The organism is Salinimicrobium tongyeongense, assembly GCF_026109735.1.
Taxonomy (GTDB): domain Bacteria; phylum Bacteroidota; class Bacteroidia; order Flavobacteriales; family Flavobacteriaceae; genus Salinimicrobium; species Salinimicrobium tongyeongense.
On record NZ_CP069620.1, the window covers coordinates 1,980,247 to 1,997,711 of the forward strand.

The following is a 17,465-nucleotide window of genomic DNA, read 5'->3' on the forward strand; positions in this document are numbered from 1 at the left end:
AAGGCAGCCTGATGGGATCCTCTTCCGAAGAAATTTTGAACTAGATCTTAACATTTTATAACTACCGAAGTACCTGCTTATGCAAAAGTTCAATTGTGCTATAAATGAAAGATTTGGCAGGCCGCAATTTTTGGCAGGGCTTTAGCAGTATCTTTGCAGCTTAAAAATTTTTACATGCGCTGGATCATTTTTGTAATCATTTACCTCATTCTCGATATATACGCCTACCAGGCTTTTAAAACCGTTACCCGCCAATCCTGGATCTACTTTATCTACCTCGCCCTTTCGCTTGGGGTTTTGGGGTATTTGTTGTACCAGTTCAATGTGCCCGAAAAACAGGGTCTTACCGGGGCACGGAGTTATGCCATAGGTTTCTTTCTGGCCTTTTTCGCCCCCAAGCTCATCCTTTTCTTTCTGCTTTTTGGCGAAGATCTCGTTCGGCTGGTGGTTAGCGGATTTCAGAAACTGGCGCACACCAAAACCGAATATTCCCTGCCTTCACGCCGCAAATTCGTGAGCCAGGTGGCCCTGGGGATAGCCGCCATTCCGTTTGCTTCGCTGCTCTACGGAATGTATCGCGGGCGCTACAACTATAAGGTGCTTAAGTATGTGCTGCATTTTGACGACCTGCCCGATGCCTTCGACGGCTACAGGATAACCCAGATTAGCGATGTGCACTCCGGAAGTTTTGACAATCCTGAAAAAATAAGCTACGGGATAGCACTTATTAACGAGCAAAAAAGCGATGCCGTGATGTTTACCGGAGACCTGGTGAACAACACGGCCTCTGAGATGGACCCCTGGAAGGAAGTTTTTTCGGGGATTTCGGCACCCGACGGGGTTTATTCGGTGTTGGGAAATCACGATTACGGCGACTATGTGCACTGGGAATCTGCAGCGGCAAAAAAGGCAAATTTAGAGGCTCTTAAAGCTGTGCACCGGGAAATGGGCTGGAACCTTTTGCTCGATGAACACAAAAAAATTACCCGCGGCAGCGATACTATCGCCATAGTGGGCGTGGAGAACTGGGGCGCCGGTTTTAAACAGGTGGGCGATCTTGGCAAGGCTGCAAGCGGACTTTCTGCCGGGGAGTTCAAGATCCTCCTGTCGCACGACCCGTCTCACTGGGAACAAAAAGTTAAAAAGGATGAGAAGAAATTCCAGCTTACGTTAAGCGGGCACACCCACGGGATGCAGTTTGGAATAGAAATTCCCGGCTGGTTCAAATGGAGTCCGGCGCAGTACAGGTATGAGCACTGGGCTGGAATTTACAACGAAGCCGGCCGCTTTCTCAATGTGAACCGTGGCTTCGGATTCCTGGCTTACCCGGGCAGGGTAGGGATATGGCCCGAAGTTTCGGTAATTGAACTTCGGAAAGGGCCAAAACCCGCATAGAACAAACTTTTGACTATATTTGAGAAAGGCTGCAGAAACCCATGTTCCTGTGGCTTGCTATAAATTTCAAAATATGTCGAAATTTGGAGAATTAATCGATCTGCAGGTGCCGGTCCTGCTTGAGTTCTACACCCAATGGCACGAAGCTTCCAAAGCTATGCAACCGGTTTTGAAAGAAGTGGCCTCGGCCCTGGGAGACAAGGCCAGGATCATTAAAATTGATGTAGATAAGAATTCTGAACTTGCTGAAGCCCTGCGTGTTAAAGGTCTGCCTACCCTTATGATCTATAAGACAGGGGAGATGAAGTGGAGGCAAAGCGGCGAACAGGATGCCGAAACACTAATAGGCCTTATTAATGAATATGTGTAAAAAAGGTTCCAAAAATGACATTTTCGGAACCTTTTTTAGTTTCAGCTTTACTTCGGAAAAAAAACCGCTGTTCTTGAGTTGCTGAAGGCGATCTTCCGCAGCAAAAAATCGGTTCAGCAATTAGTTTTCAGCAAAAACTTTGCAATAACTTAGATTTGCTCCACAAATTCTGAGAACACCTGTTTGTGGCGTTCAAGATCTAAATGGGGGGATACAGATACCCTGGCAATGTAATCTTTGTCGGCTTCTTTGGTGGTTCCCTGGGTAGAAGTTGCGGGAATGGTCCAGTAGCAGCCTTTTAACTGGCCGTAGCTCACACAGTATTTGCTTTCGTTCGGGATTTTGGTGATCATCATCCCGATGAGTTTCTGGTTTAAAGCGCGTTTGTAAGTTTCCCTTTCTTCGGCAGTCTCGCCTTTTGTAGGAAGATCGAGTGAAAATACAGATGGCGTGAACCCCTGGTCTGCAAGCTCTTCTGAAACGAAATTTATTCTGGCCGCAGGTAAAGCCTGCTGGATAAAATTCACAAACTCACGGGTGTTTTTGTAGGCGTCTTTTATCCTTTGGTTCATGGAAGGGAGTTGTTCAGCCAGTATTTCTACCTGTAGATTGGTAGCTTCATTGTCGCAAAGCTTCAGGTGAAGGGCTATGTCTTCCAGCAATTTTTCAGCTTTTTCATTGGCTACGCAGTAACCTGCAGTACACTTTCCTCCGCTAGGGAATTTTGATCCGCTAACATAAGATATGACCCGGGTGTTAGAGAGGATCCCATCTTTAGCCGAAAACCGGACATTGGGGCAAAAAGTCTGGTCCAAAATAAAAACCGGATCAATAGCAGGCTGCCCGGTGGCGGTTTGGCGCGCTTTGCCCAAAGCTTCTTTTAAATTCTCTAGGTTTGGAACCTCCACCCGCGGATTGGTAGGAATTTCAGCAATAATATAAGGAACGGCATCCTGCTGCGCGATCTCGTTCAGGACCTTATCAATACTGTCTACCATATTGTTTTTTCCGTCTACCAGCAGGTCGACTACCTCAACCTGGTCAAGGCAGGCGGCAACCCGTCTTGCCTGGTCGTTGGTGCCTCCATAGCAGTTTGGGGGCACAATGAACTTAATATTTTTTCCGGGGTGGTTTTGTATGGCATTGTCAACGAGGCCCATCATGATGGCGTACTGCATAGAAAGTCCCGAGGAGGCTAAAAGCGCAGGCGAATTGGTGGCGGTGATCTCTCGAATTGATTTGAGCACACTGGCTTTGGCTGCTTCGGATTTTTTTTGTGAAGGGCCGGAAACTCTTCCGGTGAGCTGCTGTAAGGCAGTAAAAGCATCGGCCGGGGTCATGGCGATGGTTTCCCTTCTTCGCACGTGCTGGATTTCAGGTACGTAATCGTCATTTTGATCTCCATTTACGAGTAAGATACTGCCAAGCTGTGGATGGATCTGTATAAAAAAGTCGACTGTAGCCGGAAGGTCAACACTTCCAAAATCGGTTTTTTGGGAAATGAGGATTGTGCTGCCGTCAAATTCAGTGATTTCTTTCAGGTTCGCAACCTGCTCCAATTCGAAGTTATAGCCGTAAACCCGTTTAATGATTTCAGCATCAAAAAAACCGGGTAAGGCTTCAGTATAAAGAATTCGGGTGTTTTTTTCAGCAAAAAGGTTTTTCCTGAGAACAGCTAATACCGGGACAGTGCGTGACGAAAAACTGATCACGTTTTGAGGCTTAAGGTCGTTTAGCCGGGCAATGGCCCATTCCAGAACGCTGGAAAGCGGATGCCCCAGCCTTATATAATCGAAAGCGGTGGGCAGGGCGGCCAGTGCTTCCTGCCTGGCGTTGTTCTTTTGATATAAAGTTTCAAACTGATCTAAAAATTGAGTTTTGGCCAGCTCTTCATTGTAGATATCGAGCCGGTGCGTGGTGAGCTTAAGCCAGTCATTGGGCATATTTTGCAGTACCTCTTCTATGTAACTTAGCAGGTTTTTCTCTTTCATGGTCTTTACTTTCAAATGGACCGGCAAGATAGACCGAATTGGACTTATTACAAAAGGGATGAAGGAGAATTGTGCTTGTGGGTTAGTGCCGAACAGTCTTTTGAAGAGGTCCCTGAAATTTGTGGGTGGATGTCCTGTTTAGCCGGAATTTGAAGTATTTAAATATGACCTGAAATAATTGTCTAAACATTTTTGGCAATTCTGCTTTGTAATGCATTTCTAATTTTAGAAATCCTCTGTTTATTCTCTTCCAGTTTTTGAATATTTGATTTATATGTTTTGATGTTCTTGAGATTGGGAAAGGATAATTTTTTATTTGCAAAAGACCTGGTGAAAACTAAGTTTGGATAATTTAAGATCAGGATGATAAGTTGTGCCGGCTTCGTTTTTTGGACTTCAAATCCAATTTTATTTGCCGTTCTCGGGTTCAGTATATATGTAGTGCCGGTTATTTCTAAATTGGGTTTTTCATTGTTCGATGCTACTAAGTTCAGGATTCCGTTTAAGTATTCTGATAGGATAAAATTCCTCCTGTTTTTTCCATTATCGTCTTTGTTTAAGACAAAGTAATAATCAAACAAGGTGCCTCCATGAATTGTTATCTGATGATCTTTTTCTTTCTCGGAAATTAAAAGTGAAGATTCGTATTGTAATTTTCCATTTTTTATCATCGATGGCATATCGAAAAATGAAGCTATAACTGAAAGTACAATCCAGAAAGTAATTGGTGCGAGGAAATAAATTTTAAAATAAAACGAAATAAAAAATATTGGTATTAGAAGAGATAAAACAATTGAAATCAGCTTTATATAAAATCTTCTTTTCTGTTTTGATGATAATTCAAAAAATTTATTTCGCAATTCGAATCTCTGTTTAAATATAATTGCCGACGGTTTGCGGTTATGGACAAGTAGCGGGAGTAGGGATGAGCCCCTGTCGGCTTAGTTGGTTTTTAATTGGTATCTAAAATAGCACTTTTCAGCGGACTGCCCGCTATTTGCTCGTAAGCGATGTTAGCTGCCGTTATTATTGAACTAAATCAAAAAACCTTTTGCGGATAGATATTGTATATTTTCATTGATAACCATGTGAAAAATAATTGCGCATAACATGTTATACCTCCCACTAATATAGTTGTTTATCAGCAATATGCTGTGGTGGCAGCAACAGGTGGTCTTCTTCTATGTCAGATTTGTAGATTTGCTTGACCATCACGTCTAAGGGACTCTCAATTTTCAGCATGTCCTTTCGGGAGACGTGGGTGTAGATCATAGTGGTTTCGGGTTTTGAATGTCCCAACAGCTCCTGGATGTAGCGTATGTCTACGCCGTTCTCCAACATATGTGTGGCATAGGAATGCCTCAGGGTGTGCGGGGTAACTCTCTTTTTGATTTTGGCGCGGCAGCAGGAGTCGGCCAAAAAGGCGCGTACACTTTGCTGGCTGTAAGGTCCGCCGTAAAGGCCTTCCGCAAAAAATACCCGCGGGCTATAGGTGTTAAGGTAGTTTTTCAGTAAAGGCAAAATGCTCTCTGCCAGCACCACCATCCTGTCTTTCCGGCCTTTGGAATTTTTAATAAAAATCTGTCTCCTGTGAATGTCAATATGGGCGAGTTCCAGGTTGAGCACCTCGCCTATACGCAGCCCGCCCGAGTAGATCATGGCTAATATGGCGCGGTGCTTCAGGTTTCGGGTGGCCTGCAGCAGCCTCATAATCTCCTGGCTTGACAATACCACGGGCAAATACCTGCTTTTTGAAGGTCGTTTAATTTCGTTGACATCTATGTGTTCACTGTTGTACAGCTGCAAAAAATGCTTTAGCGCACTTATGCACTGGCGGTGGGTGCTAAGGGCATAATTTTCGGCTGCGATATGCTGCTCAATAAACAATTCGATATCCCTTTTTCTCAAATCTGAAACCTGCCTGATTCCAATAAAATGGACGAACTTCAGCACAAAACTGTAGTACGTGCGCACGCTGCTTTCACTAAGCCGCCGGCCTCTCAGATAATTCACATATTCGTGCATGACCTTCTTCTGGGCCGTGTTATATTCCAGGACAGGCTGCGGAGTACTGATTTGCTTTGCCGGCAGCTTAAAATTCTGAAGTTCAGTGTAATCAACAAATAGTTTGCCTTCCCGCAATTTGTTGTAAAGCAACTGTTTATTTTCCTGGGTGTAAAGGCTGTAAAAGCAGCTGTGGGTGCGCGTCCATTTTACGATCTCCAGTTTTTGTAACCGCGATTTAATTTCGGTGTCAAAAGGAAATTTTATGCCTATCTGCCATTCGTTGCGGTGGAAAAGTGGAACAAGTGTAACTTTTTTCATGCTGCTCATTTTTAGATAAATATAGTCTAAAAACGAACCTGATCCTGAAAAATATCAGCCTATTATTCTTTATTTCAGTGCTTTAAAGGAGTAGCCTCGTTTCTGAAAATGTTCCAGCACCTGCGGTAATACCGCTTTCAGGTTTTTTTCGGCTTTCAGGCTGTCGTGGAAGACGATAATGCTTCCGGGGCCTGCGTTTTTAAGTACATTCTGAAGGACTTTTTCCGAAGAAAGCCGCCGGTCATAATCCATGCTCACAATACTCCACATTACTACTTTAAAACCTTCCTGCTGAAGCTTTTTGGCCTGCATATTTCTAATCTTGCCATACGGGGGGCGAAAAAGGGCATTTTTGGAGCCTTTTTTCTGCGGAAGTTCCCGATCTATAACCTGTTGCGCCTGCTTCACATTGGAAACATAGGCCTCGATAGAAGTACTCCAGCCGTTCAAATGGTTGTGCGTGTGGTTGCCCACAGTATGGCCCGCCTTTACTACCTGATCAAAGATTTCGGGGTGTTTTGCCACATTGTCGCCAATACAGAAAAATGTTGCCCGGGCATTGTAGCTTTCCAGTTGCTCCAGCACCCAGGGCGTGATTTCAGGGATGGGGCCATCGTCAAAGCTGAGGTAAAGGTTTTTGCCCCCGGTTGGAACATCCCAGATCCTTTTCGGAAATAAATATTTTATCACCCGCGGTATGCGCTCCCTCATTCTGCTCTTGTCATGGCGTTACAGGGAATCCCGGATCTCTTCAGGCAGCAGCTGGGTCTCTTCAGTCGGGATCTCTGTAGGTGTTTCTTCAGGCCGGGCGTAGAAGTGCTCGAACAACATGAGATACTGGTTGAATTTATCGGCTTCTTTGCGTGCTACTTCTTCAGTATCGTTCATGATAAGCAAATCTACGAGGCTTCTGTACCTTTCAATGTCGGTCACTATTTCGCTGCCACGGGCAAACTGCCTGTCCAGTTCAAGAGAGCTGTAGTAGGTGAGGTTCTCCTGGTACTTTTTGGCAACCTGCTGCCATAGGGCAAGAGCTTTTTCCTTTTGTCCTACCTCATAGTAACCCTGAATGAAAGGTTCAAGCAGCGTGTAGTACTCAAAGTGCTCTACGGGCATTTTTTCCATCGCCAGGTCAATAATATCTTCGGCGCGTTGCATTTTTCCTTCATTGATAAGGGTTTCGGCAAGACGGGCAAGATTGCTGCGGTAAGTGATGGCATTTTTGCGGGTCTCGGGATCGTAATACAAATCTGGATCGCCCGAATTCCCCCAGTACCAGTTCATCACGATATCGTACATCTTATCGGCATCAATTCGGCCCATATCAAACGGATTTCTCGGGTTCACCGGTGTCCTTATTGGTACTAGTTTGTAAGTCACGCCATCAAGCTGGAGGTAATCTTTCATCCACAGGTAGTCGTCATCTCCAAAACTTCCGCCGGTAAAATAAATAGGGCGTTTCCAGTCGTTATTGGCAATGATATCGAGCATTAACAAACGGTTCTTGTAAAGGATATCTTCATTAAGCTCAATAATGATCTCGTCTACAATTTCATCGGCATTCTGTGGTTTTACAATTCCGTATTCGAGTACATTTTCCCTGTTCACGGGAATCCTAATGTGCTTTGTAGGGAAGGTGCTCACGCTTTGCCCGCTCATAAGATCGGCATTGGTGCGGGGGTCATCGCTGGCAATCCAGTTCATCCAGGTTTTTATGTTCATAGTGTCCTGTGTAATTGGCTGGAACCATATGGCATCCCGTGTGCCATAGGTATACTGCTCGTGTACAAGCTGCCCGGGGATGGGTTCACTTTCCCACGCCTTGCGTTTCATCTGGTCAATATACCAGTCGGTCATAAACAGGCTGGTGTTCACAATACGCACATCGGTACGGTAGCCTTCCACCTGTTGGGCATACCACAGGGCAAATGTGTCGTTGTCTCCAATCGTGAAGAGAATGGCGTTCTCGTCGAGGCTGTCCAGGTACATTTTGGCCATGGCCAGGGCTGTGTATCTTTCGGACCTGTTGTGGTCATCCCAGTTCTCGCTTGCCAGTACAGTCGGTACCGCCAGCAGGGAAGCCGCAACAACAACAGGAACGGCAATTTTGGGCTTGAGGTAATCTTTGAGGATGTCAAAAAGGGCATAAACGCCAAAGCCTATCCACATGGCAAACACGTAGAAAGAACCTACCAGGGCATAATCCCTTTCGCGTGGCTCAAAAGGCCTTTCGTTGAGGTAGATTTTAAGGGCAATACCCGTAAAGAGGAAGAAAACCAGCAGCACCCAAAAGTTCTTTTTGTCTTTTGTATACTGAAAAACCAGCCCCAGCACCCCGAGGATAAGCGGGAGGAAGTAATAAGTATTTCTTGCAGGGTTGTTCAGTGCATCTGACGGAAGCTGATCCTGGTTGCCCAACCTGGCCTCGTCAATAAAGTCGATCCCGCTTATCCAGTTTCCGTTCTGGTCGGTATATTTTCCCTGAACATCATTTTGCCGGCCAACAAAATTCCACATAAAATATCGCCAGTACATATAGCCCATCTGGTACTCAAAAAGGTAATTGAGGTTGGAGCCAAAAGAGGGTTTTTCTACATCAAGATATTCCCTGAAGCGGCGCAAAAAGCTGTTGTACTGCTCGTAATCTACATTCCCCTGATTATAATTACGTTGAAATTCGTTTACCGCGGCAATAAGCTGTTCTTCCTGTTGGTATTGGGGTTTGATGGTGAATTCTAAAGGCCCTGTGAACTCCATGTAATTGGAAGCATGTTCTGTGCTCCACATACGCGGCAGCAGGGCTTTGTGAGCATCATCGGTATTCTGCTTCGCATTTTTGTAGTCGTTTACAATGACATATTTTCCGGCAGCTTCGTCTTTTTCATACTTCGGCTTATCGTCAATATAAGGGTTGTTCTCATCCAGTCCGCTGTAGATCTCTGTGAATTGTGGGCCGTAGAATAAATGCGTTTCGGGGTACTGTTCCCGGTTGTAGTACGCCAGCAGTTCGCGGGCATTGTTAGGGTTGTTTTCGTTGATCACCGTATTGGCGTTCGCTCTAATAGGTAGCATCAGCCAGGAGGAGAAACCAATAAAGATGAATAGGATGCAAAGCAGCAATGTATTTAGCTGAAAGTAATGTTTGCGCCGGGTGTATTTTATTCCGAAGTAAAAAGCAGCGATAAGCACAAGGGCGGTAAAAATCGTTCCCGAATTGAACGGAAGCCCCAGTGTATTGACAAAGAAGATCTCTGTGGACGAGAACAGGTCAAGAGAATAAGGCAGCAGCAGCTTAAAGATGAACATAAGCACCGCAACCACAACCAGGTTGGCAATGATAAAATTCTTAACGGTGACTTTTGAGAAATTCTTGAAATAGTAAAGAAAACCTATGGCGGGCAGGGTGAGCAGCCCCATAAAATGCACCCCAAAAGAAAGCCCTATGATAAAACTAATAAGGATGACCCAGCGGTTGCCGCGAGGAGCGAACATATCGCGTTCCCAAAGCAGCCCCAGGTAGAACAGGATAGACATGAGAAAGGTTGCCATGGCGTAAACTTCGGCTTCGCCGGCATTGAACCAGAAGCTGTCGGTAAAAGTAAAGGCAAGAGAACCTACAGCGGCACTTCCAAGAACAGCAGCTTTTTTGGCCGCAGAGATCTCAGAGACAGGTCCGCTTATTTTGAGTACTAGAAGCACAATAGACCAGAACATGAACAGGATGGTGAAGGCGCTGGCGAAAACCGACATTAAATTCACCATGTAGGCTACCTGTGAGGGTTCACTGGCAAAAATGGAGAAAAAAGCACCCATCATCTGGTAGAGCGGCGCACCGGGAGGGTGGCCCACCTCGAGATTTGAAGAAGTGGCAATGTATTCTCCCGCGTCCCAAAAACTAAGCGTGGGCTCAACAGTTAACCAAAAAGTTGTAAGAGCTATAAGGAAAACCACCCAGCCCAGAATTTTATTCCACCGGGTAAAGTTAAAATCTGTCATTTTAGTGAGTTTGAGAACAGTGGCGAATTTAAGAATAATTAAACTATTGTGGGAAGAACGAATTTTAAAAGAAGATATTTTGATGTGGGGTTAGCTTTAACCCCTTAGGGATCTTTTAAGTACCTCCCAGGCGGTTTTGCAGGAGAGGTTTCAAAAATGGCATTTTTGAGAGGTTGGAATTAAAGCAGTGAAAATAATTTTTAAAAAATGTTTGTAGAAGTAAAAGTTTGTTTTAAATTTGCATCCGCATTACAGCAATGGCCTATGGTGTAACTGGCAACACGTCTGGTTTTGGTCCAGAAGAGTCTAGGTTCGAGCCCTAGTAGGCCAACAAAGTAAATGTGAAACCGAATTGTGAAAACAGTTCGGTTTTTTTTGTTTTTAGCAGTATGGCGAATAGGGATGGATCATGGATCATGATCAAAAGGGATCATAATCCAAAGTTGGGGATTAGGCAAAAATTGTGGTTAATCTGAATAGAGATCAAGAACATTTTCTGGGCTTTTGAGTTTTAGGAAAATAATTTTTCAAGCCGATACAAGAAGAATCCTTCATTATCTTCTTATAAAATACCAGTTCCTTTTTTTTCTTTCCTTACAATAATGTTAAGAGGTAATATTTTAATATTTTAGATTACAGATTATTCCTACAATTCAAATGCGGAATAACAAAAAGACCGGGAGTCTTCTTTGTTCTATATGTAATTTTTAATCTAATGAAAATCCAGCACCTACTCTTCATCCTCCTAACATCATTAGTAAATAATGAGATTTTTGCCCAGCAAAGTAATGAATGGGAGAATCCTCTGGCAATTGACAGAAATAAACTGGAAGGCCGCAGTGACTTCATCCTGTTTAAGTCGGCATCTAAAGCATTAGGGCAAGAAAAAGAATCTTCCAGTCTTTACCAGAGTTTAAACGGGAAATGGAAGTTTCAGCTTGTAAAGCATCCCAGTGAACGTCCTTTGATTTTCATAAAGAAAATCTGGATGACAGTAAATGGGATAAAATAAAAGTTCCTTCCAATTGGGAGCTTGAAGGTTATGATATTCCTATCTATACCAATGTAGTATATCCTTTTCCGAAGAATCCGCCGCACATAGGATTTCCTTCAGATAAAACTACATCCACTGGAGAAGTCCTGAATTTAAATGCTAAAGATGGAGATGAAGAGATCTACAATCCTGTGGGTTCTTATCGCAAAACCTTTACAGTGCCTGAGACCTGGACCGATAAAGAGGTGATTCTTCATTTTGGTTCCATTTCAGGCTATGCCCGGATTTTTGTGAATGGAAACCAAGTAGGAATGACCAAAGCTGCCAAGACCCCGGCCGAATTTGATATCACTTCAGCTTTGAGAAAAGGAGAGGACCTTCTGGCTGTTCAGGTATTTAGATGGCATGATGGCAGTTACCTGGAAGATCAGGATTTTTGGCGTTTAAGTGGGATTGAACGTGACGTGCACTTACAGGCATTGCCTAAAACCACGTTATGGGATTATTTCGTAAAAAGTGGTCTTGCCAATAATTATAAGGATGGAAACCTTGTTGTAGATGTTGAACTTCAAAAATTTGATAAGGGAGGGATAGTAAAGCCCCAGGTAAAATTCACTTTATTGGATGCCGGGGGAAGAGAAATTTATTCTGAGACAAAACAGGTTTCAAAGAACCAAAAGGTAGTTGAGTTTAAAAAAATAATTCCTTCCGTAGAGAAATGGAGCGCAGAGTACCCTCACCTGTATACTTATACTATCGCACTTTTAGATAAAAAGGGGGAAGAAGTGGTTGCGCTAGCTGGAAGAACGGGGTTTAGGGAAATCGAGATAAAAAATGCCCAATTGATGATCAATGGAGAGCCGCTAACCCTAAAAGGTGTGAACCTGCATGAACACCATCCTGTAAAAGGACATGTTCCCGATCATGAAATAAATGAAAAGGATATCGAGCTGATGCAGAAAAACAATATCAATGCAATAAGAATGAGCCATTATCCTCATGACACTGGCATTTATGACCTTGCAGATGAATATGGAATGTACGTGGTAGACGAAGCAAATATAGAAACCCACGGTATGGGAGCCGAACACCAGGGAGGCTTTGACAAAACAGTTCATCCCGCCTTTCTGGAAGAGTGGACGCCTGCACACTTAGACCGCATGAAGCGAATGGTAGAGTTTAACAAAAATCACCCTTCAGTAATTATATGGTCATTAGGCAATGAAAGCGGGAACGGCCCGGTTTTCTTTGATGGGTATGACTGGATCAAAGAAAGAGACACCACAAGGCCGGTACAATTTGAACAGGCGGGGCAGGAGCGCAATTCAGATATTGTGGCACCAATGTACCCGGGTCTGGATTATATGAGAAGCTATGCTGCAGATGAAAGTAAAACCAGACCTTTTATCATGTGCGAGTATTCTCATGCCATGGGTAATAGCAGCGGAAACTTCCAGGAATACTGGGACATTATTGAGAACAGCGATCACATGCAGGGCGGATTTATCTGGGACTGGGTAGACCAGGGACTGCAGGCTGAAACCGAAGATGGCCGAAAATTTTGGGCCTATGGAGGTGATCTTGGCGGCGGACACCTTTACCATGATGGGAATTTTAATGCTAACGGACTGGTAAGTGCAGACCGTACACCGCATCCCGCCCTTCACGAGGTGAAAAAGGTGCATCAAAACATCAAATTTGAGAAGCAGGAAAATGCAATTCGGGTAAAGAATGATTTTAATTTCACTAACCTTAATGAGTTTGATTTTCAATGGGAGCTTTTAGGGGACGGGGAAGTGGTGAAAACCGGTATGTTTAATATAGAAGTAGCTCCCAATGATTCCAGGGAGGTGAAAATCGAACTGCCAGAGCTTGAGGAGAAAGAATATTTCTTAAACGTTTATGCTTATTCAAAAAATGCAAGGGCGTTGGTTCCTGCGGGGCATGAAGTTGCACGTGAACAATTCCGGTTGAGTAAAAATGACTTTTTTGAATCGGAAGATATTATTTCAGGCCAACTACAAATCAACAGAGATGGTAATAAACTGGCATTTTCAACAGCTATGGTTGAAGGGGTGTTTAATACAGGAACCGGGAATTTTGAAACTTATAAACTGAAAGCTTTGAATAAAGAACCAGTTTCTCAATTTCCCGAACCATTTTTCTGGAGGGCACCTACAGATAATGACTATGGGAACAGGATGCCCGAAAGACTTAAAGTATGGAAAGAAGCAACTTATAATCCGGAAGTTACTAAGGTCGAAGTGGGTAAAAAGACAAAAGCAGGTCAGCCAATAACTGTTACCTATCACCTGGCAGGGGTGGATGTTCCATTTTTAGTGAGTTACTTTATTAAAAATAACGGAAATATCCAGGTTACCGCAACTCTTAATTCTGAAAAAGAGCTTCCGGAAATTCCAAGGTTTGGAATGCGCATGATCCTGGAGGGAAATTATGAGCATCTGGAATATTATGGCCGTGGTCCCTGGGAAAATTATTCCGATAGAAATACATCGGCTTTTTTAGGTATTTATAAGGATAAGGTGGCAAACCAATTCACATGGGAATACATAAGGCCGCAGGAAGCCGGGTACAAGACCGATGTTCGCTGGGTTTCCCTTAAGGATAATTCCGGCAGCGGAATTAGAATAATCGGAAGCCAGCCTCTGGGGTTTAGTGCGCTTAATATCTCCACAGAAGATCTCGATTCAGGGGAAAGAAAAACAGGAAGACATCCTGTAGATCTTGAGGTGCAGGATAAAGTGTTCCTTCATATAGATTACAAACAACGCGGTCTGGGCGGGGATAACAGCTGGGGAGCCTATCCTCATGAACCTTACCGGCTTGAAAATGACAATTACAAATACTCTTTTATAATTTCTCTGATCGAATAGTTTCTTTCTGAAAATTTTTTCAGCTGATGGGAGATCAGCAATATTTTCTCTTTTCCGAAGATAGCTTTCCCTTAAAAAAGGCTGGAATTGACTTATAATTTTCGAACGGAATGTATATTTTTTAATCTGATATGGTTTTAGGTTGATTTCTATAAGATCAATTCAGTAAAAAATGACATTTTTAAATAAAAACCCCCTAAAATTAGGGGGTATAAATTCCTTATGCTGTAAAAACATCATTTTTTTAAATAAATATTAGGGGGTGTGTCTCATTTTTATATAAATTTAATCTCGGTTTTAAATTTTTTGTTGCTGTTAAGAGAAGTAAGGGAACTGCTATTCAAAAGTAACTTTTGAAAGCTGAAAAGGGCTTTGAAGATATAAACTGAACATTCATGCCCGCCAAAAAGGCAAATAGAAAATGCCATTTTTGAAGGGTTATTCTGAAGAAAACTTCAGAAATAAAAAAATGTTTCCGAATAAAATATTGAAGATATGACCACAACTTTCGTAACCCAAAATGAGATGAGGCTGCTCTGGAAAACCTCCCTGGAAAGAATGATTGCCGACTGCAGGGCAAGTAAAAAGCTGCCCGGAGGTTTACTGGAGCTCATCAAACACAATTTGTTTGCAAAATACGCTGCTTATAACCCCCAGTTTGACGATATTGAAATTGGGGTGAACGAGTGTAAACACAGCACTACCTCTTATGCCGATATCAGGATTTACCAATTCCCCCTGGACGAACTTGAAGAGAGGTTAACTGCTTCTTTTAAAACCAAACGAGGAGATTTGGAGTTTTACGCAAGAGTTTTTAAAGGAAAAGAATTTAACGATAAGATATTGGTGCTTTAAGCACAAACGTGAAAAGATTGCGTAACTTCAGGACGGCTAACAGCATCACCTTTGAAGCTGTGGTAATTTTATCAACCAACAATTCTGAAGCACTATGAAAAAGGGATTTTTAATAGATATGGACGGCGTGATCTACGGAAATGACATCCTGATCCCGGGCGCCGATGTTTTCATCGAAAACCTTCAGGAAAGGGAGATCCCGTTCCTGTTTATGACCAATAACAGCCAGCGCACACCGTTGGATGCTGTGAACAAACTTTCAAAAATGGGCATATACATTAGTGAACAAAATGTATATACCAGTGCCATGGCAACGGCTTCCTTCCTTTCATTCATGAAACCCAACGGCAGTGCATATGTGTTGGGAGAAGGAGGCTTGATCACCAGTCTTGCTCGAGAAGGCTATAATCTTGTAAATCAACGCCCCGATTTTGTGGTGGTGGGTGAGGGCCGCAATTTTACGCTTGAAATGGTCAATGCCGCGGTAGATATGATTCTTTCAGGCTCACGGCTTATAGCCACCAACCTTGACCCTTCCCCTAAAAAGACAGGCTGGACCAACCTGGGAATTCGTGCCGTAGTGGCCATGATTGAAGAAGCCACCGGGAAAAAGGCATTTTCGGTAGGTAAACCCAGCCCTGTGATGATGCGTTCGGCCAGGAAATACCTGGGGCTTGAAGCTAAAGAGACGGTCATCATTGGCGATACCATGGATACAGATATTCTTGGCGGGATACAACTGGGGTATACTACTATCCTCACCCTATCAGGGATTTCTTCCAGGGAAAGCCTCAACGACTATGCTTTTAAACCCGATATTATTGTAGATTCAGTAAAAGACCTTGATCTTGAGGAGGTTTTTAATTTCCACAATAAAGCTTTCGCTTAGTTATTTAAAATTATTGTTCTCTGGGGAAAGATAGGATCGCTTCTCCGCAACAACCAGGAACCCAGAGCCAGGACTTTATCCAACCAACTGATGGATAAAGGTAATTTTACTTTATTTCAAAAATAGAGTTCCTATATATTCAGAACCTGAAAACATCCTTTTATAGCTTTAATCGGGCTGAATATTTGTGATTTCATGAGCTTAGTTCTAGTCTGAATTTTAATCGGACAATACTGACTATAAACCTAAAAAAGCAGCTTTTTGAGCTGCTTTTTTAGGTTTATAGGAATAAATTTTATGCTGCGGGCAAATCTCCGGGGCCTTTGGTGGGAAGCTCACTTGCTCCCATGAGGTATTGGTCTACACTTCTGGCGGCCTCCCGGCCTTCAGAAATTGCCCATACAATGAGCGATTGCCCCCTGCGCATATCCCCGGCTGTGAAAATATTTGGCCTGTTGGTCTGGTAGTTGTTGTCTCCTTTTATGTTGGTTCTTTCGTCTACCTCCAAACCGAGCTTTTCACCCAGTGTTTTTTCGGGTCCGGTAAAGCCCAGGGCGAGCAGGGCAAGGTCACAGGGCCATTCTTTTTCGCTTCCGGGGATTTCCCTTAGTTGAGGCCTTCCATTCTCTGTGTCTACCCATTCCACTTCTACAGTTTTTAAAGCTTTGAGGTTTCCATTGCTGTCTTTTATAAATTCCCTGGTTGAAATGCACCAGTTCCTTTCCACTCCTTCTTCGTGAGAGGAAGTAGTCTTTAAAGTAAAAGGCCAGTAGGGCCAGGGGCTGGCATCGGTACGGCTGTTTGGAGGCATGGGCATGATCTCAAAATTTGTCACAGATTTTGCTCCGTGCCTGTTTGAAGTTCCAACACAATCTGAACCTGTGTCTCCCCCTCCAATCACGATCACATGTTTATCGCGGGCATTAAGGGCTTCGGTGGGTTCTGCCTGCCCGTCTACTACCTTGTTGTTGTGCTTAAGGAAATCCATGGCCTGTACCACACCGGTGGCTTCGGCTCCTGCAATGGGTAAATTTCTGCGTTGGGTAGCGCCGCCGCAAAGCACAACAGCATCAAATTCGTTGAGGTTTTCTATGTCATAGTTCACCCCAATGTTGGTTTCTGTCTTGAAAATAATGCCCTCTTCTTCCAGGATCTTCAGCCTGCGGTCTATTACCCATTTTTCCATCTTAAAATCGGGGATTCCGTACCGTAATAGCCCGCCAACTTTTTTATCCCTTTCAAAAACGGTTACGAGATGTCCTGCCCTGTTGAGTTGTTGCGCAGCTGCCAGGCCTGCGGGGCCAGAGCCTATCACGGCTACCGTCTTTCCTGTGCGTTCCTGGGGAGGTGCAGGCTGTATCCATCCTTCTTTAAAAGCGCGTTCGGGAATATATTTTTCCATGAGCTCTATGGCTACGGGGGGTTTGATAATCCCCAAAACACAAGCCGATTCACAAGGCGCCGGGCAAAGCCTGCCGGTAAATTCAGGGAAATTGTTGGTGGAATGTAAAATTTCTGAAGCCCGTTTCCAGTCGTTGCGGTATACTGAGCTGTTGAAGTCGGGGATAAGGTTGCCCACGGGGCAGCCGCTGTGACAAAACGGAATTCCGCAGTCCATACAACGCGCTCCCTGTTCCCGAAGCTCATCGTTGGTCATTTCCTGTGTGAACTCTTTGTAGTTCTTCACACGGTCTTGAACGGCAATGGTTTTTTCTTCTTTTCGGTTGTATTCTAAAAATCCTTTTAACTTACTCAT

Annotated in this window: 12 protein-coding genes and 1 tRNA gene; 7 read left to right on the forward strand and 6 right to left on the reverse strand. The window is 43.8% G+C overall.

What is annotated here, in order from left to right:
- Window positions 1–174: 174 nt before the first annotated feature.
- Window positions 175–1,395: a metallophosphoesterase gene (locus JRG66_RS08790; protein WP_265162394.1), complete on the forward strand. Its 1,221-nt coding sequence runs from the start codon at window positions 175–177 to the stop codon at window positions 1,393–1,395.
- 73 nt (window positions 1,396–1,468) lie between these two features.
- Complete coding sequence (locus JRG66_RS08795) at window positions 1,469–1,765, forward strand: thioredoxin family protein (protein WP_265162395.1); 297 nt, start codon at window positions 1,469–1,471, stop codon at window positions 1,763–1,765.
- Between the two features lie 149 nt (window positions 1,766–1,914).
- On the opposite strand, the gene JRG66_RS08800 is transcribed toward JRG66_RS08795, so the two are convergent.
- The 5 genes from JRG66_RS08800 to JRG66_RS08820 form a co-directional block, all read right to left on the reverse strand.
- Window positions 1,915–3,756 (reverse strand): PLP-dependent aminotransferase family protein, encoded by a 1,842-nt coding sequence (locus JRG66_RS08800; protein WP_265162396.1) that lies wholly within the window; start codon window positions 3,754–3,756, stop codon window positions 1,915–1,917.
- A gap of 182 nt (window positions 3,757–3,938) precedes the next feature.
- Window positions 3,939–4,616, reverse strand: a complete 678-nt coding sequence (locus JRG66_RS08805) for a hypothetical protein (RefSeq protein WP_265162397.1) — start codon at window positions 4,614–4,616, stop codon at window positions 3,939–3,941.
- A gap of 265 nt (window positions 4,617–4,881) precedes the next feature.
- Window positions 4,882–6,081, reverse strand: a complete 1,200-nt coding sequence (locus tag JRG66_RS08810; RefSeq protein WP_265162398.1) for a tyrosine-type recombinase/integrase — start codon at window positions 6,079–6,081, stop codon at window positions 4,882–4,884.
- Window positions 6,082–6,150: 69 nt separating this feature from the next.
- On the reverse strand, window positions 6,151–6,792 hold the full coding sequence (locus JRG66_RS08815; RefSeq protein WP_265162399.1) for a polysaccharide deacetylase family protein: 642 nt from the start codon (window positions 6,790–6,792) through the stop codon (window positions 6,151–6,153).
- 18 nt (window positions 6,793–6,810) lie between these two features.
- Complete coding sequence (locus JRG66_RS08820; RefSeq protein ID WP_265162400.1) at window positions 6,811–10,077, reverse strand: glycosyltransferase family 117 protein; 3,267 nt, start codon at window positions 10,075–10,077, stop codon at window positions 6,811–6,813.
- Between the two features lie 258 nt (window positions 10,078–10,335).
- On the opposite strand from JRG66_RS08820, the gene JRG66_RS08825 reads away from it, so the two are divergent.
- The 5 genes from JRG66_RS08825 (at window position 10,336) to JRG66_RS08845 (ending at window position 15,709) form a co-directional block, all read left to right on the forward strand.
- Window positions 10,336–10,408, forward strand: a tRNA-Gln gene (locus JRG66_RS08825).
- Between the two features lie 384 nt (window positions 10,409–10,792).
- Window positions 10,793–11,089 (forward strand): hypothetical protein, encoded by a 297-nt coding sequence (locus JRG66_RS08830; RefSeq protein ID WP_265162401.1) that lies wholly within the window; start codon window positions 10,793–10,795, stop codon window positions 11,087–11,089.
- Between the two features lie 41 nt (window positions 11,090–11,130).
- Complete coding sequence (locus tag JRG66_RS08835; RefSeq protein ID WP_503827433.1) at window positions 11,131–13,965, forward strand: glycoside hydrolase family 2 TIM barrel-domain containing protein; 2,835 nt, start codon at window positions 11,131–11,133, stop codon at window positions 13,963–13,965.
- Between the two features lie 495 nt (window positions 13,966–14,460).
- Window positions 14,461–14,820 (forward strand): hypothetical protein, encoded by a 360-nt coding sequence (locus JRG66_RS08840; RefSeq protein WP_265162403.1) that lies wholly within the window; start codon window positions 14,461–14,463, stop codon window positions 14,818–14,820.
- 94 nt (window positions 14,821–14,914) lie between these two features.
- Window positions 14,915–15,709, forward strand: coding sequence for an HAD-IIA family hydrolase (locus JRG66_RS08845; protein WP_265162404.1), 795 nt, complete (start codon window positions 14,915–14,917; stop codon window positions 15,707–15,709).
- A 295-nt stretch (window positions 15,710–16,004) separates the two neighbouring features.
- On the opposite strand, the gene JRG66_RS08850 is transcribed toward JRG66_RS08845, so the two are convergent.
- Window positions 16,005–17,465, reverse strand: coding sequence for a glutamate synthase subunit beta (locus tag JRG66_RS08850; protein ID WP_265162405.1), 1,461 nt, complete (start codon window positions 17,463–17,465; stop codon window positions 16,005–16,007).